General features: G+C 71.2%; 25 protein-coding genes. 14 read left to right on the top strand and 11 right to left on the bottom strand.

Going from position 1 to position 24,913, the window contains the following annotated elements:
* Positions 1-290: 290 nt before the first annotated feature.
* From ABD120_RS19175 to ABD120_RS19165, 3 genes are read left to right on the top strand one after another with little or no spacing between them, the layout of a single operon-like run.
* Complete coding sequence (locus tag ABD120_RS19175) at positions 291-1,451, top strand: FAD-dependent oxidoreductase (RefSeq protein WP_343951297.1); 1,161 nt, start codon at positions 291-293, stop codon at positions 1,449-1,451.
* A complete protein-coding gene (locus ABD120_RS19170) occupies positions 1,448-1,660 on the top strand; it encodes a hypothetical protein (protein ID WP_343951296.1) in 213 nt (70 codons plus the stop codon). The genes ABD120_RS19175 and ABD120_RS19170 overlap by 4 nt, the downstream gene beginning before the upstream one ends.
* The gene (locus ABD120_RS19165) at positions 1,609-2,721 is read left to right on the top strand and encodes an MFS transporter (RefSeq protein WP_343951295.1); all 1,113 of its coding nucleotides are present in this window, start codon (positions 1,609-1,611) and stop codon (positions 2,719-2,721) included. Before ABD120_RS19170 ends, ABD120_RS19165 begins: the two co-directional genes overlap by 52 nt.
* 98 nt (positions 2,722-2,819) lie before the next feature.
* Here ABD120_RS19165 and ABD120_RS19160 read toward each other — a convergent pair whose 3' ends face one another.
* The gene (locus ABD120_RS19160; protein ID WP_343951294.1) at positions 2,820-4,319 is read right to left on the bottom strand and encodes an AMP-binding protein; all 1,500 of its coding nucleotides are present in this window, start codon (positions 4,317-4,319) and stop codon (positions 2,820-2,822) included.
* A gap of 44 nt (positions 4,320-4,363) precedes the next feature.
* On the opposite strand from ABD120_RS19160, the gene ABD120_RS19155 reads away from it, so the two are divergent.
* The gene (locus ABD120_RS19155) at positions 4,364-5,443 is read left to right on the top strand and encodes a DUF2293 domain-containing protein (RefSeq protein WP_343951293.1); all 1,080 of its coding nucleotides are present in this window, start codon (positions 4,364-4,366) and stop codon (positions 5,441-5,443) included.
* Between the two features lie 129 nt (positions 5,444-5,572).
* On the opposite strand, the gene ABD120_RS19150 is transcribed toward ABD120_RS19155, so the two are convergent.
* The gene (locus ABD120_RS19150) at positions 5,573-6,358 is read right to left on the bottom strand and encodes a 2-keto-4-pentenoate hydratase (protein WP_343951292.1); all 786 of its coding nucleotides are present in this window, start codon (positions 6,356-6,358) and stop codon (positions 5,573-5,575) included.
* A gap of 193 nt (positions 6,359-6,551) precedes the next feature.
* Between ABD120_RS19150 and ABD120_RS19145 the strand changes: the two genes are divergently transcribed.
* From ABD120_RS19145 to ABD120_RS19130, 4 genes are all read left to right on the top strand, one after another.
* Positions 6,552-7,262: a dienelactone hydrolase family protein gene (locus ABD120_RS19145; protein WP_343951291.1), complete on the top strand. Its 711-nt coding sequence runs from the start codon at positions 6,552-6,554 to the stop codon at positions 7,260-7,262.
* Between the two features lie 235 nt (positions 7,263-7,497).
* Positions 7,498-8,028, top strand: a complete 531-nt coding sequence (locus ABD120_RS19140) for a VanZ family protein (RefSeq protein ID WP_343951290.1) — start codon at positions 7,498-7,500, stop codon at positions 8,026-8,028.
* Positions 8,029-8,146: 118 nt separating this feature from the next.
* Positions 8,147-8,899, top strand: a complete 753-nt coding sequence (locus tag ABD120_RS19135; RefSeq protein ID WP_343951289.1) for a GntR family transcriptional regulator — start codon at positions 8,147-8,149, stop codon at positions 8,897-8,899.
* A 138-nt stretch (positions 8,900-9,037) separates the two neighbouring features.
* Positions 9,038-9,271 carry a hypothetical protein gene (locus ABD120_RS19130; RefSeq protein WP_343951288.1) on the top strand — a complete coding sequence of 78 codons (234 nt, stop codon included), beginning with the start codon at positions 9,038-9,040 and terminating at the stop codon, positions 9,269-9,271.
* A 174-nt stretch (positions 9,272-9,445) separates the two neighbouring features.
* Here ABD120_RS19130 and ABD120_RS19125 read toward each other — a convergent pair whose 3' ends face one another.
* Positions 9,446-10,414, bottom strand: coding sequence for a hypothetical protein (locus ABD120_RS19125; protein WP_343951287.1), 969 nt, complete (start codon positions 10,412-10,414; stop codon positions 9,446-9,448).
* A 143-nt stretch (positions 10,415-10,557) separates the two neighbouring features.
* Here ABD120_RS19125 and ABD120_RS19120 point away from each other — a divergent pair, with 143 nt between their 5' ends.
* Both ABD120_RS19120 and ABD120_RS19115 read left to right on the top strand, forming a co-directional pair.
* Positions 10,558-11,115, top strand: a complete 558-nt coding sequence (locus tag ABD120_RS19120) for a gamma carbonic anhydrase family protein (protein WP_425563999.1) — start codon at positions 10,558-10,560, stop codon at positions 11,113-11,115.
* A gap of 86 nt (positions 11,116-11,201) precedes the next feature.
* Positions 11,202-12,554 (top strand): hypothetical protein, encoded by a 1,353-nt coding sequence (locus ABD120_RS19115; RefSeq protein WP_343951285.1) that lies wholly within the window; start codon positions 11,202-11,204, stop codon positions 12,552-12,554.
* Positions 12,555-12,984: 430 nt separating this feature from the next.
* Here the strand turns inward: ABD120_RS19115 and ABD120_RS19110 are convergent, their stop codons facing one another.
* From ABD120_RS19110 to ABD120_RS19080, 7 genes are all read right to left on the bottom strand, one after another.
* Positions 12,985-13,266 carry a metal-sensitive transcriptional regulator gene (locus ABD120_RS19110; RefSeq protein ID WP_343951284.1) on the bottom strand — a complete coding sequence of 94 codons (282 nt, stop codon included), beginning with the start codon at positions 13,264-13,266 and terminating at the stop codon, positions 12,985-12,987.
* 30 nt (positions 13,267-13,296) lie between these two features.
* Entirely contained in the window at positions 13,297-14,358 is a 1,062-nt protein-coding gene (locus ABD120_RS19105) for a glycosyltransferase (protein WP_343951283.1), read from the bottom strand.
* Complete coding sequence (locus ABD120_RS19100; protein WP_343951298.1) at positions 14,355-15,155, bottom strand: hypothetical protein; 801 nt, start codon at positions 15,153-15,155, stop codon at positions 14,355-14,357. Before ABD120_RS19100 ends, ABD120_RS19105 begins: the two co-directional genes overlap by 4 nt.
* A gap of 148 nt (positions 15,156-15,303) precedes the next feature.
* Positions 15,304-17,406 carry a (Fe-S)-binding protein gene (locus ABD120_RS19095; protein WP_343951282.1) on the bottom strand — a complete coding sequence of 701 codons (2,103 nt, stop codon included), beginning with the start codon at positions 17,404-17,406 and terminating at the stop codon, positions 15,304-15,306.
* Between the two features lie 152 nt (positions 17,407-17,558).
* Positions 17,559-18,140: a TetR/AcrR family transcriptional regulator gene (locus ABD120_RS19090; RefSeq protein ID WP_343951281.1), complete on the bottom strand. Its 582-nt coding sequence runs from the start codon at positions 18,138-18,140 to the stop codon at positions 17,559-17,561.
* Positions 18,137-18,901: a class I SAM-dependent methyltransferase gene (locus ABD120_RS19085; RefSeq protein WP_343951280.1), complete on the bottom strand. Its 765-nt coding sequence runs from the start codon at positions 18,899-18,901 to the stop codon at positions 18,137-18,139. Before ABD120_RS19085 ends, ABD120_RS19090 begins: the two co-directional genes overlap by 4 nt.
* Positions 18,898-19,707 carry a sugar phosphate isomerase/epimerase family protein gene (locus ABD120_RS19080; RefSeq protein WP_343951279.1) on the bottom strand — a complete coding sequence of 270 codons (810 nt, stop codon included), beginning with the start codon at positions 19,705-19,707 and terminating at the stop codon, positions 18,898-18,900. Before ABD120_RS19080 ends, ABD120_RS19085 begins: the two co-directional genes overlap by 4 nt.
* A gap of 57 nt (positions 19,708-19,764) precedes the next feature.
* On the opposite strand from ABD120_RS19080, the gene ABD120_RS19075 reads away from it, so the two are divergent.
* From ABD120_RS19075 to disA, 3 genes are read left to right on the top strand one after another with little or no spacing between them, the layout of a single operon-like run.
* Positions 19,765-20,463 carry a class I SAM-dependent methyltransferase gene (locus ABD120_RS19075; protein ID WP_343951278.1) on the top strand — a complete coding sequence of 233 codons (699 nt, stop codon included), beginning with the start codon at positions 19,765-19,767 and terminating at the stop codon, positions 20,461-20,463.
* A 54-nt stretch (positions 20,464-20,517) separates the two neighbouring features.
* Positions 20,518-21,915, top strand: a complete 1,398-nt coding sequence (gene radA, locus ABD120_RS19070; RefSeq protein ID WP_343951277.1) for a DNA repair protein RadA — start codon at positions 20,518-20,520, stop codon at positions 21,913-21,915.
* A 40-nt stretch (positions 21,916-21,955) separates the two neighbouring features.
* On the top strand, positions 21,956-23,041 hold the full coding sequence (gene disA / locus ABD120_RS19065; protein ID WP_343951276.1) for a DNA integrity scanning diadenylate cyclase DisA: 1,086 nt from the start codon (positions 21,956-21,958) through the stop codon (positions 23,039-23,041).
* 188 nt (positions 23,042-23,229) lie between these two features.
* On the opposite strand, the gene ABD120_RS19060 is transcribed toward disA, so the two are convergent.
* A complete protein-coding gene (locus tag ABD120_RS19060; protein WP_343951275.1) occupies positions 23,230-23,862 on the bottom strand; it encodes a hypothetical protein in 633 nt (210 codons plus the stop codon).
* A gap of 132 nt (positions 23,863-23,994) precedes the next feature.
* Between ABD120_RS19060 and ABD120_RS19055 the strand changes: the two genes are divergently transcribed.
* The gene (locus tag ABD120_RS19055; RefSeq protein ID WP_343951274.1) at positions 23,995-24,870 is read left to right on the top strand and encodes an HhH-GPD family protein; all 876 of its coding nucleotides are present in this window, start codon (positions 23,995-23,997) and stop codon (positions 24,868-24,870) included.
* The last annotated feature ends 43 nt before the right edge of the window (positions 24,871-24,913 follow it).

Genomic DNA, 24,913 nt, shown 5'->3' with positions numbered 1-24,913 from the left:
GAGCTCTACCAGATCATCACCACGAACGATCATGAACTCGCGGCTTGACATCGATAGGAGCATCCGGGCGCCGACCGGTACGGCCCGCACCCCGCGCTGCCGACCCGCCCGGTCGGCGGGAAAGCGCGACCCTGCGCGTCGAGACGTGTGGCCGTAGTGGACATGCTCGCGCGCGCCAACGCTCCTCAACACTGCTCAGCGCGCCGTCGCCAGAGTGGTCCGATGTCACACCTGCGGTCCTCTTTTCGCTCTTATGAAGTGACAATGCAGGCGAAAGAGGGAGAAAGTACGTGACGAGGGAGATCACGATCATCGGAGGAGGGCTTGGCGGGCTGGTGGCGGCCATCGCGTGCGCGGAAGCCGGAGCCCGGGTCACACTGCATGAGGCGCACGGCACGCTCGGCGGGCGAGCCCGCGCGAGCGAGGCACCGTACGTGGCCCACGAAGGGGCGCACGTCTTCTACGCCAACGGCCCGCACTGGGACTGGCTGGCCACACGCGGACTGACCGGGCCGCTCGGCAGGCCGAAGGCCAGGGACGCGGTCCGCGTGGGGTTCGTACGCCGAGGCCGGATGCGCAGGCTGCCGCCGGCGGGCTTCGTCCGGATGGCCATGCTGGACCGAGGGCGGAAGGCTCCGGTGGATCAGGACTTCTTCACCTGGGCGTCCAAGACCCACGGGGAGGAGACCGCCCGGGTGGCCGCCAATGCCATCAGCGTGGTCACCTACGAGGCCGACACCGGACGGCTGTCGGCGGCGTTCGTGTGGGAGCTGCTGCGCCGGGTGTTCGCACCGGGCCCGCCCGCCGTCCGATGGGCGATCGGCGGCTGGCAGGCCGTCATCGACCGGATGGCGGCCCGCGTCAGGGAGCTGGGGGTGCGCGTGGAACTGAACTCCAGGCTCACCGAACTGCCCGGCGGGCCCACGATCGTGGCGACGGAGCTGTCGTCGGCCCGCGTCCTCCTGGGCGACCCGTCGCTGACATGGGAGAGCGGCAACTGCGCGATGCTGGACCTGGCCCTGCGCCCGGACCCGCGCGACCGCTTCATCTGCTGGGACCTGGACGCCGGCGGTTTCCACGAGAGCTACTCGATGCAGGACCCGACGGTGGTACCGCAGGGAGAGACACTGTTCCAGCTCGACATGCCGGTACGGCAGGGCGAGAGCAGAAAGCAGGCCAAGGACAGGCTTGAGACGTTCGCCGACCTGGCGGTGCCCGACTGGCGGGAGCGCACGACGTGGCAGCGGTCGGGGTTCGCCAAGGGCCGCACCGGGGCGCTGGACCTGCCCGGGTTCACCTGGCGCGACCGTCCCGCGATCGACAGGGGCGACGGGGTGTTCCTGGTGGGAGACATGGTGGCCGCGCCGGGCATGCGGGGTGAGATCTCGATCAACAGCGCGGTCCGGGCGGCCAAGGGGGCGCTGCGCCCGATGTCGAAGGCCGCGCCGTGAACGCGTTCCATGCTCATCGCAACCTGCTGTTCACGCTGGCCTACGACCTCCTCGGCAGCGTCGCGGACGCCGCCCTGCTCGCCTACGCCGCCGGGAACCTGATCTGCGCACTCGCCCCGAACCTGCTCGTGCTCGTGCTCGGGCGGATCGTGACGGGGTGGGCGGGGCCGCGATCCCCGTGCTCTCGGTCATCGCCGTCACCAGGCTGATGCCGGAGAACAGGCGAGGCACCGCGATCGGCGTGCTGTCCGCGGCCTCGGGAGCCGGCGCCGGCGCCGGACCGGCCATCGGCGGCGGGATCGGACAGTTCCTCGGCTGGCCCGCCCTGTTCTGGATCATGCTCGTCCTCGCTCTGGTCCTGTTCCTCGCGGTCGCGCGGATTCTCCCGGACGAGGCACCGCAGGCGCCGGGCGGGCTCGACCTGCTGGGCGGCGTCCTCCTTGGCCTCGGCGCCGGACTGGCCCTGTTCGGCATCACCCAGGCCCAGGTCTCCGGCTGGGCCGCGCCCGCGTCGTGGGCCAGCCTCGTGGTTGCGGCCGCCGCCTTCGCGGCGTTCGCGTGGCGCACCGTACGCATCCCGCAACCGTTCGTCTCGCCCGCCCTGTTCGCCAACCCCGTCTACCGCTCCGCGGTCGTCGTCGCGTTCCTGGCCATGGCCGTCAACCTGGGCGGCCTCGTGTTCGTCCCGCTGATGATGGTGGACGTCAACGGTGCCGGACCGGGAGTGGGCGCCCTGGCCATGATCCCCGCCGGGATCGCCGTCGCCGCCGTCTCACCCTTGATCGGCCGCCTGACCGACCGCATCGGCACCCGGCCCCTGGTGCTGACGGGCCTTGCCGTCATGGGGCTGTTCGCCCTGTTCCTGTCGACCTTCACCGCAGGCGTGTCGGTGCTCCCCGCCGGGATCGGGATCCTCGGGTTCAGTGTCGGCTTCATCCTCGTGATCACCGCGCTCGTCGCCGCAGCGGCGGGCGAACTCCCGGCCGACCAGACCGGTGCCGGTATGGGGGTCCTGCAAGGGGCCCAGTTCCTCGGCGCGGGGGGCGGTCCGGCGTTGCTCGGCGCCCTGGTGGCCGCACGGCAGCAGAGCGGCGGCGGCGCCGTCAACCCGCTGTTCCCCGATCTTGACGGCGCCGCCTACTCCGACGCCTTCCTGGCCATGGCCGTGGTCGCCGCCGTGACCTGGATCGTCGCCTTCCGCACGCGTGGCACCGGCACCCGCTCAAGCGCTGATCGTTTGCCCCAGGCGTCCGAGGAGTCGTCCGCCTGACGGGACGGGCCGCCCGGATCCCGGCCAGGACCGAGACGTGGCAGGCCACCTGAACCGCCTGAACCCGCCTTGCGCCCGCCGGGGCTGTCGGGCTGAACCTACGTCTGGGCCACCGACCTGGCCCAGGTGTAGTCGGCCTTCCCCGCCGGGCTGCGCTGGATCTCGCCGACCTGCTTCAACACCCTCGGCACCTGGTACGCGGCCAGGCTCCGGCCGCAGTGCGCGGCCAGCTCCGCCAGCGTGAGCGGGGCGAGCGGCGCCACGATCACGGCGACGAGCTGGCCCAGCCCGGGATCCGGCACACCGACCACGACCGCGTCGTAGACGGCCGGATGCGCCCGTACGACCGCCTCCACCTCCTCGGCCTGCACCGCCCGCCCACCCGTACGGATCACGTTGTGCTCGCGCCCGAGCAATGTGATCGTGCCGTCGTCCTCGACCCGTGCCAGGTCTCCCTGGAGCACCCAGCGGCGGCCGTCGGCGTCCTCGCGGAAGACCGCCTCCCCCGGCGTGCTCCAGTAGCGCAGCGGGATCCGCCCGGTGCGCGCCAGCATGCCGGAGCCGCCCGGCTCCACCGGCCGCAGGTCGGGGCCCAGCACGGCGGTGCCGTCCGAGGGCTCGAACCCGCCGCCCACGGCCAGGCACGCGGCGCCGGACTCGCAGCCCCCCAGCGCGTCGAAGATCACCGCCAGGCCGGGTACGGCCGCGTGCAGCCGCTGCTTCACCTCTGGCGACATCGTGGCGGCGCCCGTCACGACGGCCGCGAGCGTGACCAGGTCGCCCTGCCGGAGGGCGCCCAGCAGCGGCACCGCCATCGCGTCGCCGGCCAGCGCCAGCACCTGGGCCCGCTCGGCCGCCGCCAGCGCCACCACCGCGCGCGGGTCGAAGCCGCGCCCGGTCCACAACACGAGAGTGCCCGCCGTGGTGTGGCACACCCAGCTCAGCCACTGCCCCGCCGCCTGCATGAGCGGCGAGCAGGACAGCATGCGCAGCCCGACCCCGGCGACGGCGTTGTCGGCCAGTTGCCTCGGCGACGACACCGGGCAGCCCAGGAACGCGCCGCCGCCCATGGCGCCGAAGAAGGCGTCCTCGTGCCGCCACAGCACGCCCTTGGGGCGTCCGGTGGCGCCGCCGGTGTAGAGCAGGTAGGGGTCGTCTCCGGAGCGCGGCCCGCGCACTGCGGGCACCGCCTCGGCCAACGCCCGCTCGTACGGTTCCCCGTAGGCGAGCGTGTTGGCGAACCACGGCACCCGCGCCAGCAGCTCCGGCTCCCCCACCAGCGCGCCGGCGCCGGAGTCGCGCAGCACGTGGCCGAGTTCGCCGCCGTCGTGGCGGTAGTCGAGGTTCACCGGGACCGCGCGGAGCTTGAAGCAGGCGAGCTCGCACTCCTTCCACTCGGCCCGGTCGTGGGCGAGCACGCCGACCCGGTCGCCCGGCCGCACCCCCATGCGCCGCGCCAGGTGCCCGGCGCACCGGTCGGCCCGCCGGTCGAGGTCGCGGTAGGTGAGCCGGCGGGCGCCCGCGACCAGGGCCACCCGTTCGGGCACCGCCTCCGCGACGGTCTCGAACAGGTCGGCCAGGTGGAAGGTCCGGCTCATCGCGCCAAGGTCTACCCACTGCGGCGCCCTGGCATTCTTGTGTGGTGGCGAAGCCGAACCTCGGGCGCAGGGTCGCGGACGCGGCTGAGATCGCGCTCGCGAACAACAAGTACGTGACCTTCGTCGACGTGGTGACCGGGCTGCGCTGGCTGCACTCCAGGCACGTGGACCTCTGGCGGCAGGGCCGCGCGGCCACCCTGTCGGAGCTGGCCGCCGTCGACGACGAGCGGCTGCGCGACGCCGCCGCGGCACTGGGCGAATGGGCGCGGCGGCGGGGGCTGCGGCCGGTGGCGACCCCGTACGTGTCGGGCAGCCGCGACCGGGGCGCACTGCGCTTCACCTCGGGCGGCGACCAGGCGGAGTTCACGACGCACTGGCTGTCGCCCGATCTGAGCGAGGCGCGGGTCAAGGCGCTGACCGAGCGGCAGGCCAAGGCGCCGGATCTGGTGACCGTACGGCAGGAGGCGCCGTGGACGTGCGCGGAGTGCGGCGGCACGGGCGCGCTGCTCATCGTGGAGGAGGCCGAGCCGCACTGCCTGACCTGCGCGGACCTCGATCATCTGGTCTTCCTGCCGTCGGGGAACGCCACGCTGAGCCGCAGGGCGAAGAAGGAGAGCGGGCTGTCGGCGGTGGTGGTCGAGTTCAACCGGCGTCGCAAGGTCTACCAGCGGGTGGGCGTGCTGGTCGAGGCGGCCGCGCTGGCGCTGGCCGAGGAGTCGTCCCTGGCCGACGAGGAGCTGCGGCTGCGCCGCCGCGACCGCGACCGGGTACGGCGGGCCGAGCAGGACGTGGAGTTCCAGGAGCGCATGGCGGCCGAGATCGCCAGGTTGTTCCCCGGTTGCCCGGCCGAGCGGGCGCGGGAGATCGCCGAGCACGCGGGGCAGCGCGGCAGCGGGCGGGTGGGCCGTACGGCGGCGGCGAAGGCCCTCGACGAGAACGCGATCACCCTGGCGGTCGTGGCGTCGGTCCGCCACGGCGACACCGACTACGACGCGCTGCTGATGTCCGGGGTGCCCCGGCGGGAGGCCCGCGAGCGGATCAAGGGGCGCATCGAGGCGCGCCTGGCCGAGTGGCGCGCTCCCGCGCACCCCGCTGATGTGCAGGCCGCGCGGAAACGCGGATGAACACAAATGTGCCTTGTGGGCGGTCCTATATTAGATCACCTGCGCTGATGCCCTGACGCGGGGTCACCCTTCAGATCACGCGAAGACCGCGCGCACCCGCGCCGAGCCCGTCGACCTTCGCCTCTCAGGTCACGCGAAGACCGCGCGAACCGCGCTGAGCCCGTCGATCCGCACCTCGAACTCCTCGCCGGAGGCGGGGATCGCCGGTTCGCCGAGCGTGCCGGTCAGCACCACGTCGCCCGCCAGCAGCGGGGTGCTCGTCCGGTTGGCCAGCCACACGAGCGCGTTGAGCGGATGGCCGAGACACTGCGCGCCGGTGCCGGTGGAGAGCTGCCTGCCGTCCCTGGTCATCGTCATGGCGGCGGCGCCCAGGTCGAGCGTGCGCGGGTCGCGCGGGTCGTTGCCGAGCACGAACAGGCCGGAGCAGGAGTTGTCGGCGATCAGGTCGGACACGGTGAGGTCCCAGTCGGCGACGCGCGTGTCGGCGATCTCGATGGCGGGCAGCACGAAGTCGACGGCCCTGATCACGTCGGCGGCCGTGTACGGCCCGCCCTCCAGGTCGGCGCCGAGCACGAAGGCCACCTCCGCCTCGACCCTGGGCTGCATGAGGTCGGTCAGCGCGATCGGCCCGCCGTCGAGTCGGGCCCGGTCGGCGAACAGCAGCCCGTGAGCGGGCTCGGCGGCGCCGAACCGGCGCTGGACCTCGGCGTTGGTCAGCGCGATCTTGCGACCGACCGGCCGTCGCCCCTCGGCGAGCGCGTGCCGGGTGAGCAGTTCCTGTACGGCGTAGCCGTCGGCGGCGGTGCCGATCAGGTCGCGCACCGGCCGGCACGGCTTGCCCGTCCGCTCCGCCTCGATGAGCCGCTCGGCCGCCTGGGCACGCAGGTCCACTGCCGCTGACCATTCGTCGTACATGCTGGGGTGCCTCCATCTTCGACGACGGGTTCTGAGTGCCGACGCCGCACCGCGAGCGTGTGCGCCACGTGGTGCCTCCATCTTCGACGGCGGGTTCCGACCCGGCGGCGCACCCGATGAGATGCGTCACCATGGCAGCAGTCTCTCGCCGCGCCTGACGTGTGGGAACACCGAAACCCGGCATTGTTGGGTCATGGACACGCGCATCGACCGGATTCCCGCCCACGACGGCGGGTTCGACGCCGACATCTGGCTGCCCGAGGCAGGCCGAGGGCCGGGCATCCTCCTGATCCAGGAGATCTGGGGTGTCGGGCCGTTCATCACGAAGGTGGCGGAGGATCTCGCCTCGCTCGGGTACGTCGTGGCCGCCCCGGACCTGTTCTGGCGGCTCCAGCGGCACTTCCAGGCAGCCCACGACAAGGACGGGCTCCAGGAGGCCATGCGGATGGCCCAGCGTTTCGACTTCTCGCAAGGGGTGGCCGACTGCGCCTGCACGCTGTCGAACCTGCGGGCCATGCCCGAGGTCAGCGGCCGCGTCGGGGTGGTCGGGTTCTGCCTGGGCGGCTCGCTGGCCTACAAGCTGGCCGCGTCGGCCTCCGTCGACACGGTGCTGTCGTTCTACGGCTCGGCCGTACCGGACGCCAAGTCGCTGATGAGCAGCATCGACGCGCCCACGCTGCTGGTTTTCGGCGGCAAGGACCCGCACATCCCGCGCGAGCGGATCGCGGCCGTCGAGGCCGCCGCGCAGTCGTACCCGAACATCGAGGTGTATGTGGACGAGCGGGCCGGGCACGCCTTCCTCAACCACGAGGCCCCGGACTTCTACCACCCGGAGGCGGCGGCGGACGCCTGGCGGGTGAGCCTGGACTTCCTGAGCACACACCTTCCGACACGGCGCGGGTGAGCCCAGGGCTTCCTGGGCGCGCACCAACCGGGTGAGCCCCGGCTTCCTTCGCGCGCACCAACCGGGTCAGGCGCGGGTGAGGCCCGACTTCCTGTGAGGGCGTCTTCCGGTCCGGCCGTAACCCGGGTACGCGAAACCTGCACACAACCCGTACAGACCCTGTCTGGCAGGCCACCTTCCCGTACCCGAAGATGAGCGGGTGTCGCGAACCTGGGAGCTATGGGGAAATGTCGTCATGGCCGGGATTTTGGCCATCCCCTTGGCCGCCCTCGCCGTGGCGTACGTGGCCCGGGGCAGAGCCCGCCTCGGCCACCCGGCGCCCGTGCGCACCGCGCTCGCCGACGTCGGCGTCCCGGTCGGGACGCTGCCGTGGGTCTGGATGATCCTCACGCCCTCCGACCGCCGGAGCACGATCAGCCCGGTGCCGCTGCGCGAGCTCGCCGAACTCGCGAGCGCGTCGTGGCAGACGGTATCGGTGCAGGTCGGAGGCAACCTGCTGGTCTTCGCCGCACTGGGCGCCCTGCTTCCCGTACGTTCCACCCGCTTCACCTCGCTCTGGCGTATCGCCCTCATCGCGGGTCTCGCGTCGGTGACCGTCGAGACCCTTCAGTACGTCCTGCGCCTGGGCCGGGTCTCGTCGGTGGACGACGTCCTGGTGAACACCGCCGGTGCGGTGCTCGCGGCGGCCGCAACCCGGCGCTGGTGGTTTCGGCCGACGCATAACGAAGCAATCGGGTACGTGAAAGCCGGGTCGCAGCCGTCGTAGGCCCGCACTCGCTGGAAAAGATGCTCGCGATCCGCCTGCGTATCTGTGCGATCGTGGACAAGACGGGGCAAGTTCTCTGGAGACGCCAAACCCGGATGGTGACAGAGGGTGGTCTAACGTGTCTGAATCCCCGGTCTCCCAGGAGCCCCCGATCTACCGCAGGATCGCCGACGGCCTCCGCACCCGCATACTCGCCGGCGAACTGCGCGACGGGGACCGGCTACCGGGTGAGAACACCCTCATGGCCGAGCACGCCATCGCGCGCGCCACCGCGAGGCAGGCACTTGCCGTACTGATCAACGAAGGACTGGCGGTACCGAAGCGAGGCTCGGGGGTCTACGTGCGACTGTTCAAACCGATACGCCGACACGGCTCACGCCGCCTGTCCCGCGAGCAGTGGGGCCAGGGGCGGGCCATCTGGGACGCCGACACCAGAGGCCGTCCCTTCACCGTGGACGAGGTGGAGATCGTCAGGCAGCCCGCCGCCCCTGACGTGGCCGCCGCCCTTGACGCCGACGAGGTGTGGGTACGCCGCCGCCGCTACCTGGTCGACGCGCGGCCTGTCCAACTCGCCAGTTCCTACTTCCCCGCCGAGGTGGTCGAAGGCAGCGCCATCACCCTCCACGACACCGGCCCCGGCGGCGTGTACGCCAGGCTCGGCGACCTCGGACTGCCGCCCGCGCACTTCACCGAGGAGGTGCGCGCCCGGATGCCCCGCCCGCCCGAGACCGACCTGCTCGACCTGCCCGGGGGCACTCCGGTGATCGAGGTGTCGCGGACCGCGTTCACGGCTTCCGGCCGGCCTGTCGAGGTCAACCGGATGGTCCTGGACTCGGCCGCGTACATCCTCCAGTACGACTTCGACGCATGACGGCCCTATCTTCTAGGGTCAAGCGGACATGTCAAGCGATAGGTTGACCTGTCCCCCCAGAACATTGCGTTCTCTAGAGAACTGGCGCACCTTCGAGAGTGATGGGAACGTCACAGCGCGGATCCGGGAAGGGGGGCCATGTCCGTCGACCGGAATCTGGCGGAGATCGCCCAGGAGCACCCGCACTGGACCATCTGGCGGAGCGATGCCGGCCGCTGGTGGGCCACCCGCCATCACCCGCTCACCGTCGAGCAGCGTGATGCCGGGTGTGCCATGACCATCGACGCGGACGACCCGGAGGGCCTGCGAGAACAGCTCCGGGACCAACGGAGGCGGGCGGGGCTCACGTCTCCGGAGGCCGGCGCCGAGTAGACGCCGACCATCCATGAGCAGCCCGGTGCCGGGTTCAGCGTCTCGGCGGCTCCGGTACCGGGCAACCAACATATCGGCCGTACGGACGGGTCCAACGGCGTGCCCGTCCGTCCACGGGGCCCTGGTCGCGGAAGCCCTCGACCCTATCGGGGGCGTGGGCTTCCGCCCACAGGGTTACTTGCGGACGTCGGACAGCAGGTTGACGTCGGTGCTGTCGTCGGGCGAGTCCTCCACGATGACCCGCACGTCCTCCTGCTCCTGCGCGGACGGCGCCGCCGCGAGCTGGGGCTGCTGCTCCAGCAGCGGCCCGGCGGCGGCCTCGTCGCGCATCAGGTCGCCGAGCACCGCACTGATCTCCGTCAGCCGCCGCACCACCTCGCCGTGCGTGTCGGTCAGGTAGGACACCCTGCGGCCCGCGTGCTCGTCGAGCGCGGCCACCTGCTGCTGCGCCGTCGTCAGCGTGCGCTCGGACTCCGACCGCGCGGCCGTCAGCGTCTCCTCCGCCTCGGTTCGCGCCGCCGTCAGCATGCGCTCCGACTCGGCGCGCGCCTCTTCGACCAGGCGCTCGGACTCCGCCGTGGCGGCGGTGAGCATCCGGTCCGCCTCGGCCCTGGAGCCGCGCAGGTTCTCCTCGGACTCGGCGCGCGCGGCGGTCAGCTTCTCCTCGGCGTCGGACCCGGCCTGGGCCAGCATCCGCTCGGCGGCCTGCGTCGCCTCGCCCACCCGGCGCTCGGCCTCGGCCTGCGCGGAGGTGAGGATGTTGTCCGAGGTCTCCCGCGCGGAGGTGAGCATGCGCTCGGACTCGGTCTTGGCGGCGTCGCGGACGCCGGCGGCCTCGGTCGCCGCGTCCTCCTTCTTGGCCGCCGCCTCCTCCTCTCCGAGTTTGAGGATCTGCGCCAGCCTCGGGCTCAGGTCCTCGTAGCTCTGCGGTGCCTCGACCATGCGCCGCCGGGCCTCGGCCAGCTCGATGCGGCCCTGCTCGGCCTGGTCGATCGCGCGTGCCAACCGCTCTTCGAGATCCCTGACTTGGTTACGGGTTCTGACCAGGTGGTCGTGGACCTGGCGGCGGTTGTAGCCGCGCATCACGACCTCGAAACTGTCCTCTTGCATCAGATCGGGAATGCTCTCGTGCTGGTTTGTCATGGGGATACCTGTGATCTGCGTTAGGCGGGGGAACTGCGGTTCGTGAGTAGCTGACGACTGGACGTCAGGAAACGACTTTCCTGCCATCTGCCCACGTCCGCAACCGGAACGCCACAGCCGGGGCAGGAATTACGATGTGCCTGGTGTACATAGCAGCATTGGACGGCGGGGCGGTCCCCCGCATCCACGCGGAGGCGTTCGTGGCCCCCGGAGCCGTCGTCGTCGGCCGGGTGAGCGTGGGCAGGGCGGCCAGCATCTGGTACGGCTCCGTTCTGCGGGGTGACGACGAGCGGATCGAGATCGGGGAGGAGTGCAACGTACAGGACCTGTGCTGTCTGCACGCCGACCCGGGCCAGCCCGCGATCCTGGAACCCCGGGTGAGCCTCGGCCACAAGGCGATGGTCCACGGCGCGTACGTCGAGACCGGGGCACTGGTCGGCATCGGCGCCATCGTGCTCGGCGGCGCCCGGATCGGGGCGGGCACCCTGGTGGCGGCGGGCGCGCTGGTCGGGCCCGGCAAGCGGATACCCGCCGGGGTGCTCGTGGCAGGTGTGCCGGGACGCGTGGTCCGCGAGCTGACCGACGCCGACCGCGCCTCGTTCGCCCGCACTCCCGACAGCTACCAGGCCAAGGCGATCAGGCACCGCTCGGCGACACCGGTCCCTGAACAGCCGGCCCCGGATCAGCCGGCCACTGATTAGAACGCCCTACCCTGCTCCCGATTTGTGCCCCCATATCGGACATTGTGCCAACTCTGGCCGCCCGGCGGGCGCGGACGCCAAGTACGATGGCCGCCGTGCGGGGTTGGGATGCGTTCGCCGCCGTCGAGGCGGAGGTCCGCGCGATGGTCGAAGACCCGCGCTGGCAGGGGCTTCCCACGCCCGCCAGGGGCCAGGCCCTGTGTGCCATGACTCTCGTCACACCCGACGGCGGCCGCTGGCTGTTCGGCGCCCACGCCCGCTGGTACCTCCACGATCCGGTCGACGGCCGCTGGCACCTCGCCGCGCCGCCGCGCGGGTGCGAGACCCGGCGCCCCGCCCACCGGGCGCAGCCGCCCGCGCCGCTGCCGCACCTGCTGCCCGGCCCGGCCGACTTCACCGGCCTGTACGGCTCCACCCAGGCTTTCATCGGCCCCGATGTGCACCCCGACCTGACCGAGGAGGTCAGGGTGCTGCTGCGCGCCATGGGGCGCAAGTCCGAGACCGACTTCCCGCTGTCGGCCTTCGCCGAGGTCTTCGCGGACGACGTCCCCGGCACGGTCGCCGCGATCTGGGGCACGATCATGTGGTGCGCCCACGCGCCCGCCTTCGACGGCAACGAGCGGCTCATCACGATCTTCGGCGAGTACCTCCGCCACCCGCTGCCCGGCGACGAGTGGGTGCGCTGGCTGTCCACCCCGCCACTGACCGACCTCGCCGCCCTCTACGCCGAGCGCGTGCGCGCCGACGCGCCCCGCTCGGCGCTGCGCCTGCTCGCGCTGATGGCCGACACGGCGCAGATCCTCGCCGCCGACGCCCGCTTCTCGCCGCGCGCGACGGCGCTGCTCGCGATGCTGGAGCCCGCGCTGGCCCGGCCCGGCCTCGACGACGCGGCGGCGCGGGAGGACGACCTCGCCGTACGGCAGGCGTGGCTGTCGCGCTGCCCGCCCCGTTTCGGCCGCTGGCTGCTGCGCGAGACCGACCGGGGCACCGACTTCAGGCACACCGTGTACGACCTCGTCGAGGCGCTGGCCTTCACCACCGATCCGCCGAGGGCCGCCGCCTCGTTCCTGACCGACCTGCCCGGGGCGGGCGAGCGGCTGCACACCTGGCTGGATCACCGGGTGCGGCACGCCTACACCGACCTGACCCGGCACGTGGCCGCCTACGGGGAGAACACCGAGCCGGACGGCTTCGCCGTACCCGCGTTCCTGTGGGACGGGCCGACGGGCGGGTGGCCGAACCGGGCGACGGCGCCGGCGACGGCGCGCGGGGTGGTGGTGGCGCCGCCCGACCGCGAGAGCGCGGCCTCGGTGCTGGGCGCGGCGTACGCGTCGGCGCTGGCGTGGTGCGGGCTGGTGGGGGCGGAGGTGCCCGCCGACGGGTTCGCGGGGGCGCGGGCGATCGTGCGCAGGCTGGTCCACGAACGCGACGATCACTAATAACGAAATTTCGCTTATATCGATCCAAGCCCGGAAGATACGATTATTGGCTGAATTGTGATCTCGGGTTCGGGAAATGATCCGGAGGGGGCCAGCCGGTGCGGAAAGGAATGACCCCGATGGGCCATGTCGCCCGCAGGAGCTCCACCGTAACCTCGTAACCAGTGTGGGCCTGCGGAACAAGGAAGGACGACGCGGTGGGGCACGACGACCTGGACTCCAGGGTCCATGACCGTGTCGCGTTGGACGAGATTGCGCTCTACGCAGAGGTACTAACCGCTGTCGCCATCAGCGAACGGCGACTGACCTTGGACGAGCTCGACGACGCGCTCGGGTTGCGAACTTCGGCGAGTCACTGAACACCATCCCAATGACCTAGTCCCGGGCTCCCCGGGGTCCGGGACAAGTCATCGATGGACTAGTCACCCGCCTACGAACGCACCAGCCGGGCGATGGCCGCGGACGCCTCCTTCACCTTCGCCTCGGCCTCGGGGCCACCCGAGTTGATCGCATCCGCCACACAGTGCGAGATGTGCTCCTCCAGCAACCCGAGTGCCACCGCCTGGAGCGCCCGTGTGGCGGCGGAGACCTGAGTGAGCACGTCGATGCAGTACGCTTCGTCCTCCACCATGCGCTGGAGGCCCCTGATCTGGCCTTCGACCCGCCGCAGCCGGGTGAGGTAAGCCTGCTTGTCTCCGCTGTACCCATGCATGGCCTCTACGGTACCCGTTACCCGTATGTTTCAGCGGAGGTCGGCGATGAGCTTCTCCCACTGCTCGCCCACGTCCAGCGCCGTGTGCCTGGCCGTGCTCTCCAGGGCTCCGGCCGCCAGCGACCGCCTGCGCCGCTCGTCGTCGATCAGCGCCAGCAGTGCCCCGGCGAACAGCCCCTCCTCGCCCTCGGGCACCAGCACCCCGTTGTAACCGGTGGCGACGAACTCGCTCGGCCCCCGCGTCCCGTCGAAGGCCACCACGGGCACCCCGCAGCCCATCGCCTCCAGCACCGTCATCCCGAGGTCCTCGGTGCGCGAGGTCGTCGCCACGATCGACGCCTTCGCGAACTCTCCGGCCAGGTCCTGGGTGGTGCCCATGAAGTAGACGTGGTTGTGCAGGCCGAGTTCGCCGACCAGCGCGCGCAGGCGCCGCTCCTCCGGGCCGCCGCCGTACAGGCGCAGCCGCCAGTCCGGGCGCTTGTCCGCCACGGTGGCGAAGGCGCGGATCAGCCGGTCGTACGCCTTCGCGGCCACCCACCTGCCGCCCGCCGCCACGATCCGGTTGTCCATCCGCGAACGCGGCCACGGGCCGGAGGGCAGCGCGTCGGGGACGAGGTGCACGTTCGGGCCGGACCGTACGAGGCGGGTCCACTCCTCCTTGGCCGACTCGGTGGCGGTGACCACCGCGTCGAGCCGGGGGTAGAACTTCTGCACCGGCGCGGGCACCGCCGGGCGGCCCCACTCGCGGGCGATCCGCAGCACCTCGCGCGGCGCGTGCCTGGCCGCCTGCACCGACAGCGCCGGCCGGGTGGTGATGAGCACGTCGCTGCGCAGCGAGCGCAGCAGCCGCCACACGGCGACCTCGGTGCGGACCTGACCCCGCGGGAGCAGGTGCCGGACGCCCGGCCTGGCGTCGACCACCGAGCGCAGCAGCACGTTCGAGCCGACGGGGAAGAAGGGTTTCTCCTTCTGGCGCCTGATGCTGATCACCTCGACCTCGTGGTGCTCGGCCAGCGCCGTGGCGAGGTTCAGCGTGGAGCGCACGTCGCCGCGCATGGCATATGCGGAGGGGAGCATCAGGCTGATCTTCACCCTCCCACCTCTATTCGCAACTCGTCGTCCGAGGTGTAGCCGGGCCGGATCGGCACGCCGTCCACCTGGGTGGCGGGATAGTGCAGGCGGCGGCGTTTGCCGTCCACGTCGTCGAGCCGCGAGGCCAGCCGCAGCGGCGACGGCACGCCCTCGACCTCCAGCGTCGGCTCCCAGGCGGCGGCGCCCGGGTCGGCCGCGATCACGTCGACCAGCGAGACGGCGGCGTGGAAGCGTACCCCCTGGACGGTGGCGTTGCCCGCCACCCTGGCCCCGGCCGGTCCGCGCCGCAACTGCATCCGGGCCTCGTGGCGGGAGTCGTCGTCGTCCAGGCCCGTGAATGCGAGCACGCCCATAACCTCGAAACGGCCCTCCCTGAACCACACCGCGCGCACCTCGGCGGCCGGTTGCGCCTGGTCTATCTTCAGGGCCAGAAATCCGTTTCGCGTTCGGTACGACCGGTAGGCCAGCGTCCGCCTGCACAGCGCGTACGCGTCGAGGTGGTCGAGGGAGAATCCCGGATCAACGCTGCGCAGCCGGACACGGGTGCCGCCCTGGCGCAGGTAGGCGTCCCAGCGTCCGGCGCTCAGCATCAGCGGCGCCAGCGAGACCGCCAGTGTGGCCTCGCGCGAGCGGCCCAGCCGTGCGCCGGGTGTGCCCACCACGACGTCGCGCTCGACCCCCGTGCCGCGCTGCCGCAACACCAGTTCGGTGCCTTCCGCCAGCGGATCTTCGATCGCGAGTCGCAGGGAGAGCACGTCAGCCAGGGTGACTTCCGCGTCCGTCACGACGACGCGCATCACGACCGCCCTCCCCGTCGAATGAAGCCATGCGACGTTGAGGTTACCGTGATTTTCCCGTTATGTGGATGGCAGGTGCCCCGAACCCGGCACCGCTGACATGCGAAACTCCCCCACAATCGCTGTGGAGGAGTCCGACTTTCAGCTGTCAGGAATCTCCCTTGACAGATTTGATCAGGAGCTGCGCGACGTCCACGACCTCCAGCGTCTCCTTCGCCTCACCGTTGTTCTTCTTCTCGTTGATGGCGTCGCCGAGCATCACCATGCAGAAGGGACAGGCGGTCGAGACGGTGTCGGGGTTCGTGGTCAGCGCCTCGTCCACCCGCTCGGTGTTGATGCGCTTGCCGAGCCGCTCCTCCATCCACATGCGGGCGCCGCCGGCGCCGCAGCAGAAGCCCCTGTCCTTGTGCCGGTGCATCTCCTGGGTCTGCACGCCGGGCACCTTGGCCATGATGTCGCGCGGCTGCGAGTAGACCTTGTTGTGGCGGCCGAGGAAGCACGGGTCGTGGTAGGTGATCTTCTCCTCGATCGGGGTGACCGGCGTCAGCTTCCCGGTGTCGACGAGGTGCGACAGCAACTGGGTGTGGTGGACGACCTCGTAGGTGCCGCCCAGCGCCGGGTACTCGTTGGCGAGGGTGTTGAAGCAGTGCGGGCAGGTGGCCACGATCTTCTTGACCCCGGCCTCGTTCAGCGTCTCGATGTTCTGCTGGGCGAGCATGTTGAACAGGTACTCCATGCCCAGGCGGCGGGCCGGGTCACCGGTGCACGCCTCCATCGGGCCGAGCACCGCGAACTTCACGCCCGCGATGTGCAGCAGTTCGGCGACCGCCTTGGTGGTCTTCTTCGCGCGGTCCTCCAGCGCACCGGCGCAGCCCACCCAGAACAGGTACTCGGCGTCCTCCGGCATCTTCTCCTCGACGATCTCAACCTCGAAGTCGAGATCCTCGATCCAGTCGGCGCGCTTCATCTCGGACATGCCCCACGGGTTGCCCTTGTTCTCCAGGTTCTTCACCATCACCCCCGCCTCGGACGGGAACGACGACTCGACCATCACCTGGTAGCGGCGCATGTCGAGGATGTGGTCGATGTGCTCGATGTCCACCGGGCACTGCTCGACGCAGGCGCCGCAGTTGGTGCACGACCACAGCACGTCCGGGTGGATCACGCCGTCCTCGCCGACCAGCGGCTTGTCGAGCAGCGCGAGCACGTCGGTGTCGGCGTGGCTGGTGTCGGCCCCCTGCAGCAGGTACGGCGCCACCTTGAAGGCGTGGTCGCGCTGGTCGAGGATGAGCATCTTCGGCGACAGCGGCTTGTCGGTGTTCCACGCCGGGCACTGCGACTGGCAGCGGCCGCACTCGGTGCAGGAGTAGAAGTCGAGGAAGCCCTTCCACGTGGTGTCCTGGATCTTGCCTCGGCCGAGCTTCTCCGGGTCGAGGTCCTCGTCCTCGAAGTCCACCGGCTTGCCCGCCACACGCATTACGTCGGCGCCGCCGAGCCCGTCGGGGCGGCGGGAGAAGAGCACGTTGAGCGGCGCGGTGAAGATGTGCAGGTGCTTGGAGTGCACCACGATGACGAGGAACACCAGCATGAAGCCGATGTGCAGGAGCAGCGCGATGTCCTCCAGCAGCGAGCTGGCGGGCAGCACCTCGCCGAGCGCGAGCGAGACGAAGGCGCCGCCCGAGTACGGCAGGTTGCCGTTGGCCGCCGCGGCGCCGCGCGCCAGGAACAGCGTCCAGATGATGTTGAAGATCATGAACAGGACGAGCCAGGCGCCGCCCAGGTGGGAGCCGGAGAAGCGGGACTGCCTGCCCAGCGTCTTCGGCGAGTTCTTGATCCGGATGACCGCGAAGGCGACCAGGCCGAGCACGCACGCCACGGCGATGAAATCCTGCAGGAAACCGAGCACCGACCACTGCCCGATGAGCGGGATGTGGAAGTTCGGCCGCCCGGTGATCGCGCCCTGGACGATCGAGCCGTACGCCTCGATGTAGACGGTCAGCAGAATGAAGAAGGCCCACATCACGAAAAAGTGCGCGATGCCGGACGGCGTCCACTTAAGCAGCTTCTTCTGCCCGAAGACCTCGACGATCTGGGCCTTCAGCTCCTCTGGCACGTGCGTCCTGGCGTACTCGACGCGCTCGGGTGCGGGTGGGCCGGCGGTGGCCAGCTTGAACAGGAACAGCGCCCTACGACCGGCGACGGCCACTGCCGCCACGGTCATGACGAGCGCGAGCACGGCTACCCACAGCACGGGGTCCTCCCACACAGACGACGTTGGCTGCCAGCGTACGATCGCCGGTCATCCACGTTGACGACCAGGTCACTCCAGAATCCTACCCGTCGGTAACATTCTGCGGCCAATGCGACCCACCCTATGGTCAACCCACCGTACAGAACAATGCTCTAGGGTGTGAGATACCGCTGAATCGTCGGCGCCAGCAGCGCGACCAGTTCCTCCTCGTCCGCGCTCGCGAGGGGTTCGAGCCGCAGCACGTGCCTGCCCATGATCACACCGAACAACTGGGCGAAGGTCAGCTCCATCCGCAGGTGCGACACGCCGAGACCGTCGGCTATCCGGTAGAGCAGCGCGTGGGTCATGAACTCGCGCACCATCGTCACCGCCTGCTCGTTGGTCATGGCCGAGCGGATCAGCGCGAGCACCGGCTGACGGGCCTCCGGCTCGGCCAGCAGACGCAGGATCAGCCGGGCCAGCCGCTCGCCGACCTCCTCCCTGGGACCGTCGAGCACCGTCGGCAGCACCAGGTCCGGATCGACCGGAAGCTGCATGGCCTCGACGAACATGCGCTCCTTCGTGTCGAAATAGTGGTGCACGAGCGCGGGATCCACCTTCGCCTCCCTCGCGATCCCCCGCACCGTGGCCTTGTCGAAGCCCTTCTCCGCGAAGACGTTCCGCGCCGCCGCCAGGATCTCGCCCCGGGTGTCGGCCGAGCCCGGCCTGCGGCCCGGTCTGCGCCGCACCGTCATCGGCCGACCGCCAGGTAGACCCGCATCGGCACGGTGAGCGACCCCTCGGGGAACACCGCGAGCAGGTCGGCCCGCCGCGCGGCCAGCACGCGTTCCGCATCATCGCGCGGCAGCGCCGCCATGTAGGAGTGCGACAGCAGGTCTTGCAGGAAACCGTCCACACGCATGGGACGCTCCCAGGTGAGCCAGCGCTCCTCCAGCACCTCGAAGGCCGCCGCGATGGGCGGCACCCGCCAGTCGGGGTGGGCCGGGCCCCAGTAGCGCGCCACCTCCTCCGCCACTCTGGACTCATGGGCCGCCAGCCACTCCGCCCGGCCCGCGTCGATGACGTTCCAGCAGGCGGCGACCGCCCCGCCGGGCCGCAGCACCCTCCTGGCCTCCGCGATCGAGGCCGAAGGGTCCAGCCAGTGCCACGACTGCGCGTAGGTGACCAGGTCGACGCTGCCGTCGCGCAGCGGCAGCACGTCGCCGTCGCCCATGAGCGCGGCGACGCCCGGCGTGCCGTCCGCTCTCACGCGGGCGACCAGGTGGGCCAGCATCTCCCAGCCCGGCTCCACGGCGAGCACCCGGGCGCCGCGCGCCCGCATGGCGCGCGTCAGGATGCCGGTGCCCGCGCCGACGTCGGCCACGGTCGCGCCCGCGAAGGGCACGCCGGAGATCTCGGCGATCGACCGGAACACCGCGTCCGGGTAGCCGGGCCGCGAGGCGTCGTAGACGTCGGCGACGTCGTCGAACGCCCTGCCGAGAGACTTCTCGATCATGAACGTGCCGCCAGGTACAGGCGGGCGAAGGCCAGTGCCTCCGCCAGGTCGTCGATGCGCTCGGTGCGCGAGGCGGCCTTACGGGTGTTGATCTCCAGCACGACCAGCCCGTCGTAACCGTTGCGGGCCAGGCGCTCCAGCATCGGCGCGCACGGCTGGTTGCCCCTGCCCGGCACCAGGTGCTCGTCCTTGTTGCTCACGCCGAGGCCGTCGGCCAGGTGCAGGTGGGCCAGCCGGTCGCCGAGCTTGGTCGCCATCTCCATCGCGTCGGATCCCGACACCGCCGTGTGCGAGAGGTCCAGCGTGACGTGCGGGAAGTCGTGGTCGACCGGGTTCCAGTCGGGAGAGTACGGCACGACGTCGTTGCCCCGCGCCTTCAGCGGGAACATGTTCTCGACCGCGAAGACGACGTCGGTCTCCTCACGCATGCGCGCGAGGCCGGTCTCGAAGTCGCGGGCGTAGTCGCGCTGCCAGCGGAACGGCGGGTGCACGACCACGGTCTGCGCCCCGAGGCGTTCGGCGGCCTTCTGCGCCCGCACCAGCTTGGCCCACGGGTCGCGGCCCCACACCCGCTGTGTGACCAGCAGGCAGGGCGCGTGGATGGCCAGAACGGGCACCTGATAGTGCTCGGACAGGCGCTCGATCACGTCGATGTCCTGGCTCACCGGGTCGGCGCCGACCATGATCTCGACACCGTCGTAGCCCAGGCGCGCGGCGAGTTCGAACGCGTCAGGAGTGCGTTCCGGGTAAACCGAGGCGGTGGACAATGCGATCTTCGCATTGGGCACGCGGATGACATCAGCCACGCTGCCAGCCTAAGCGCGGCGAGACCGAAATGCGGCCCATGGCCATACGGTTGACCCATGCCACGCATCGCCAGCGGCGCCATCCCGAGCCCGAACATCTGGAACACCCCGCAGGTGTACGAGCTGGAGAACCGGGCCGTGGACCCCGAGGGGGCGGCGGAGGCCGCGATGCGCGAGATCCGCTCCTGGGACGGCGCCACCGTGCTCGACGTGGGCTGCGGCACCGGCTACCACCTGCCCGCGCTGTCGCGCACCGCCGCCCGTGTCATCGGCGTCGAACCCCACGGCGACCTGGTCGAACTGGCCAGGAGGCGCTGCGCGCCGCTGCCCGGGGTGGAGGTCCACCGCGCCACCGCGCAACGCCTGCCGCTGCCCGACGCCTGCGTGGACGTGGCCGTCGCGCGCTGGGCGTACTTCTTCGGCCCCGGCTGCGAGCCGGGCCTGCGCGAGCTGTCCCGGGTCATGCGGCGCGGCGGCGTCGCCTTCGTCATCGATCTGGACGCCACCAGGGGCGATTTCGGCCAATGGTTCCAGCGCACCGTGCCCACCTACTCGGCCGCCGCCGTCGAGGCGTTCTGGACCCGGCAGGGGTGGCTGCGCCGTCCGCTCGACCTGCGCATGTCCTTCGAGCGCCGGGCCGACCTGGAGGCGGTGCTGCGCATCGAGTTCACGCCGGAGGTGGCCGAGGAGGCCGTCGCGCGCACGCCCGGCCTGGAACTGCCCTACCCGAACGTGCTGCGCTGGCGCGAATACTGACCGCCGCCGCCTTCGTGACCGAGAATGTCCGCCCCGGCCGCTAGCCTGCTCCACATGGCCAAGACTGCTACGGGTTACCGCTGCGCCGAGTGTGGCTGGCGCACGCTCAAGTGGGTCGGCAGGTGCGGCGAGTGCCAGGCGTGGGGCACGGTCGAGGAAGAGGGCGCCAAGGGCGTCAACGTGGTCAGAGCGGGCGCGACCACGGCTCCGGCCGTCCCCATCGGGCAGGTCAAGGCCGAGATCGCCACGGCCCGCACGACCGGCGTGGCCGAGCTCGACCGGGTGCTCGGCGGCGGCGTCGTGCCCGGCGCCGTCATGCTGCTGGCCGGTGAGCCGGGCATCGGCAAGTCCACGCTGCTGCTGGAGGCGGCCGCGAGCATCGCCGAGCGGGCCACCGTCCTCTATGTGACGGGCGAGGAGTCCGCCGCCCAGGTCCGCCTGCGCGCCGACCGCATCGGCGCGCTGCGCGACAACCTCTACCTCGCCGCCGAGACCGAACTGTCGGCCCTCGTCACCCATGTCGAGAAGGTGCAGCCGCGCTTCCTCGTCGTCGACTCGGTGCAGACCATCGGCTCCGCCCAGGGCACGGGCGTGCCCGGCGGCGTGACCCAGGTGCGCGAGGTCGCCGCCAACCTGGTCCGGCTGGCCAAGGAGCGCAACATGGCCACCGTCCTGGTCGGCCACGTCACCAAGGAGGGCTCGATCGCGGGCCCGCGCACCCTCGAACACCTCGTCGACGTCGTCCTCAGCTTCGAGGGCGACCGCCACTCCAGGCTCCGGCTGGTGCGCGCGGTCAAGAACCGCTACGGCCCCACCGACGAGGTCGGCTGCTTCGACCTGCACGAACGTGGCATCGAAGGCATCACCGACCCCACTGGTCTGTTCGTGTCACGGCGCAGCACCCCCGTCCCCGGCACCTGCGTGACCGTCACCGTCGAGGGCACCCGCCCCCTGCCCGCCGAGGTGCAGGCGCTCGTCGCCCGCACCGAGGCCCAGCAGCCCAGGCGCACGACCTCCGGCCTCGACTCCTACCGGGTGCAGATGGTGCTCGCCGTGCTCGAACGCCGCCTCAACGCCAAGCTCGGCGGCTGCGACGTCTTCACCGCCACCGTCGGCGGCCTCAAGATCATCGACCCGGCGGTGGACCTGTCCGTCATGCTCGCGGTGGCCAGTGCGGCGGGCGACAAACCGCTGCCCACCGGGCTCGTCGCGCTCGGCGAGGTGGGTCTGGCGGGCGAGCTCCGGCCGGTCAAGGACGTGCGCAGACGACTCACCGAGGCCGCCCGGCTCGGATTCACCCGCGCGCTCGTCCCCGCCGGGTCACTCGAAGAAGGCGGCAGCAAACGCCCAGGTCAGCGCTCGCTGGTGCCCGTCGGCCCGGTGGCGTACGCGCCCGGCTTCGAGGTCGTCCAGGCCGACAACGTGTGGGACGCCCTCACACACGTCACATAGCCCCGCTAAGCTGAAAGTTGACGCATACCACGGGGGTCAGGTGCCAAACGACAGGAGTCTTGACGACCGGCGTCGCGAAGCCCTGGCCGCGGTCGCCCCGGGCACTCCGCTGCGCGACGGCCTGGAGCGCATCCTGCGCGGGCAGACCGGCGGTCTCATCGTGCTGGGCTACAGCCGCACCGTCGAGGGACTGTGCACCGGCGGCTTCACACTCGACGTCGAGTTCTCGCCCACACGGCTGCGCGAGCTGGCCAAGATGGACGGCGCCATCGTCGTCCACCACGAAGACCAGCGCATCGTGCGCGCCGCCGTCCATCTCGTGCCCGATCCGTCCATTCCCACCGACGAGTCCGGCACCCGCCACCGCACGGCACAGCGGGTCGCCCGCCAGAGCGGGCTGCCGGTCATCGCGATCAGCAAGTCGATGCGGATCATCGCGCTCTACCTCGACGGCATCCGCTACGTCCTCGAAGAGTCGGCCGCCATCCTGTCCCGCGCCAACCAGGCGCTGGCCACGCTCGAACGCTACAAGCACCGGCTCGACGAGGTCTCCGGCACACTGTCGGCGCTGGAGATCGAGGATCTGGTGACCGTGCGCGACGTGGCCGCCGTCGCGCAGCGGCTGGAGATGGTCCGGCGCATCAACGACGAGATCAAGGGCTACGTGGTCGAGCTCGGCACCGACGGGCGGTTGCTGTCGCTCCAGCTCGACGAGCTGGTGGCGGGCGTCGACTCCGAGCGCGAGCTGGTCGTGCGCGACTACCTGCCCGCACCGAGCGGGCGCCGCCATCGCAGCCTGAACGAGGCGCTGCACGCGCTCGACCACCTGACGGGGGCCGAACTGCTCGACCTGCCGGAGGTGGCCCGGGTGCTGGGGCACAGCGGCAACGAGACCCTCGACAGCCCGGTGAGCCCGCGCGGCTTCCGGCTGCTGGCCAAGGTGCCGCGCCTGCCGGCCACGGTCGTCGAACGGCTGGTCGATCACTTCGGCGGGCTGCAGAAGCTGCTGGCGGCGAGCATCGACGACCTCCAGGTGGTGGGCGGGGTGGGCGAGTCCCGCGCCCGCAGCGTCCGCGAGGGCCTGTCCCGCCTAGCCGAATCCAGCATCCTGGAACGCTACGTATAACTCATTCTTCACGAACCGTCCCGCCGTGGTGACTCGCCGCCTTCGATCTGTCACGGCAAGCCACCCACCCGCGCCCCACCGCCGTGCGCGCACGGCCTCGGGCGCCGCTCCTCACCACACACCTTCCCGCCGCGACGACTCCGTCCTTGGCCCTCACCGTGGTTTCAGGGTCAGCGGAGTGTTCTGGTTCAGCGGAGGTGGAAGACGACCATGGGGCTCTTGAGTTTGCCCAGGCGGGCTACCGCGACGTAGGTGCCCGGCAGGGCCGCCGAGCGGGCTGGCCCGCAGGTGGCGCTGGAGCGTTTGCGGTCCCAGTCGAGAGAGCGGACATACGGGATGCCCCGCTCCAGCCGCTGGACGCTGGCCGCCTCTCCGGCGACACAGTCGGCCGTGGACCAGATGCGGTCCTCGCCCGAGGTGATGCGGATCTCCAGCGCCCGCGCCCCGACGTCCGCCGTGCACATCACCGGCCCGGTGTTGACCAGCGTGGCCATCAGGTTGGGCAGCGAGCCCGCGCCGTACACGTCCTGCCTGCCCTGCAGGTTCAGCACCAGGTCGGCGGGCTCGCACAGCGCGCCCGGCTTCCTCGGCCTGGTCTGCTGCGGGGTGGGCTTGGCCGGCGACGCCGACGGCGACGGGGTGGGGCTCGGTGTCCCCGTGCCCATGGCCAGGGTGCGAAGCCCGGCGAGCAGGGGATCAGGTGACGGCGAGCCACTGGTGACGGTTTTGGCGTTGGAGCTGTGTTCGGGGCCGCTGGAGCTACTGGAGCAGGCCCAGGCCACGACGGCCACCACGACGAGCACTCCGACCAGCACGCTCATGCGGCGACGCCAGTAGACGTCACCGCCATCGCCACGCATCGTATCCGAGTCCATACACACAGCATGGTAATTACTTAGCTACTAAGGGTGACGACACGCCGTCGGATTCCATCTCGGCGTACGCTGGGGCGCGTGGTCGAGCCGAACCTCCTACACGCCCCCATTCTGGAGTGGTACGCAGACAACGCCCGAGACCTCCCCTGGCGCGCGTCCGACGCGACCCCGTGGGGTGTCCTGGTGAGCGAGATCATGCTCCAGCAGACCCCGGTGATCCGGGTGCTGCCGATCTGGGCCGACTGGATGCGCCGGTGGCCGACGCCGAAGGCGCTCGCGGCGGAGCCTCCGGGCGAGGCCGTACGCCACTGGGGCAGGCTCGGTTATCCGCGTCGTGCGCTGCGCCTGCACGCCTGCGCCCAGGCCATCACGGACGACCATGGCGGCGAGGTGCCCGACGACCACGCGACACTGCTCGCGCTTCCCGGCATCGGCGAGTACACGGCCGCCGCGGTGGCGAGCTTCGCGTTCGGCGGGCGGCATGCCGTACTCGACACGAATGTCCGCCGGGTGTTCGCGCGAGCGGTCCGGGCGGAGGAGTACCCGCCGACGTCCACGTCGGCGGTCGAGCGCCGCCTCGCCGAGGCCCTGCTGCCGGCGTTGGGCGCGGCCCGCTGGGGTGTGGCGGTGATGGAGCTCGGCGCCCTGGTGTGCACGGCCCGCGCGCCGCGCTGCGCCGACTGCCCGATCTCGGGGGTGTGCGCGTGGCGCCTGGCCGGCAAACCGCCGCACACGGGACCGGCGCGCAAGGGGCAGACGTACGCGGGCACCGATCGCCAGTGCCGTGGCCGCCTGCTGGCGGTGCTGCGCGAGGCGCACGGGCCGGTGCCGAAGGCGGCGCTGGACGTAGTGTGGGACGACGCCGTCCAGCGTGAACGCGCTCTGGACGGCCTCATCGCGGACGGCCTGGCCGAGGTCCTTCCCGACGACACCTATCGGCTTCCCCAGAGCTGACAGAGATGATGGAGGCGAGCACCTCCCGAGGGGGTCTGACCCT

The sequence above is a fragment of the Nonomuraea longicatena genome (assembly GCF_039525605.1).
GTDB lineage: Bacteria > Actinomycetota > Actinomycetes > Streptosporangiales > Streptosporangiaceae > Nonomuraea > Nonomuraea longicatena.
The sequence above is the reverse complement of the archived record's forward strand: the minus strand, read 5'-3'. Positions and strand labels throughout refer to the sequence as shown.

Bases quoted from the DNA above. Each gene is read 5' to 3' on its own strand.
- radA (WP_343951277.1), top strand. From the start codon at position 20,518: ATGGCCAAGACTGCTACGGGTTACCGCTGCGCCGAGTGTGGCTGGCGC.
- ABD120_RS19160 (WP_343951294.1), bottom strand. From the start codon at position 4,319: ATGAGCCGGACCTTCCACCTGGCCGACCTGTTCGAGACCGTCGCGGAG.
- ABD120_RS19100 (WP_343951298.1), bottom strand. From the start codon at position 15,155: ATGCGCGTCGTCGTGACGGACGCGGAAGTCACCCTGGCTGACGTGCTC.
- ABD120_RS19115 (WP_343951285.1), top strand. From the start codon at position 11,202: ATGGCCGCCGTGCGGGGTTGGGATGCGTTCGCCGCCGTCGAGGCGGAG.
- ABD120_RS19060 (WP_343951275.1), bottom strand. From the start codon at position 23,862: ATGAGCGTGCTGGTCGGAGTGCTCGTCGTGGTGGCCGTCGTGGCCTGG.
- ABD120_RS19075 (WP_343951278.1), top strand. From the start codon at position 19,765: ATGCCACGCATCGCCAGCGGCGCCATCCCGAGCCCGAACATCTGGAAC.
- ABD120_RS19125 (WP_343951287.1), bottom strand. From the start codon at position 10,414: ATGACAAACCAGCACGAGAGCATTCCCGATCTGATGCAAGAGGACAGT.
- ABD120_RS19150 (WP_343951292.1), bottom strand. From the start codon at position 6,358: ATGTACGACGAATGGTCAGCGGCAGTGGACCTGCGTGCCCAGGCGGCC.
- ABD120_RS19090 (WP_343951281.1), bottom strand. From the start codon at position 18,140: ATGACGGTGCGGCGCAGACCGGGCCGCAGGCCGGGCTCGGCCGACACC.
- ABD120_RS19145 (WP_343951291.1), top strand. From the start codon at position 6,552: ATGGACACGCGCATCGACCGGATTCCCGCCCACGACGGCGGGTTCGAC.
- ABD120_RS19085 (WP_343951280.1), bottom strand. From the start codon at position 18,901: ATGATCGAGAAGTCTCTCGGCAGGGCGTTCGACGACGTCGCCGACGTC.
- ABD120_RS19130 (WP_343951288.1), top strand. From the start codon at position 9,038: ATGTCCGTCGACCGGAATCTGGCGGAGATCGCCCAGGAGCACCCGCAC.
- ABD120_RS19110 (WP_343951284.1), bottom strand. From the start codon at position 13,266: ATGCATGGGTACAGCGGAGACAAGCAGGCTTACCTCACCCGGCTGCGG.
- ABD120_RS19140 (WP_343951290.1), top strand. From the start codon at position 7,498: ATGGCCGGGATTTTGGCCATCCCCTTGGCCGCCCTCGCCGTGGCGTAC.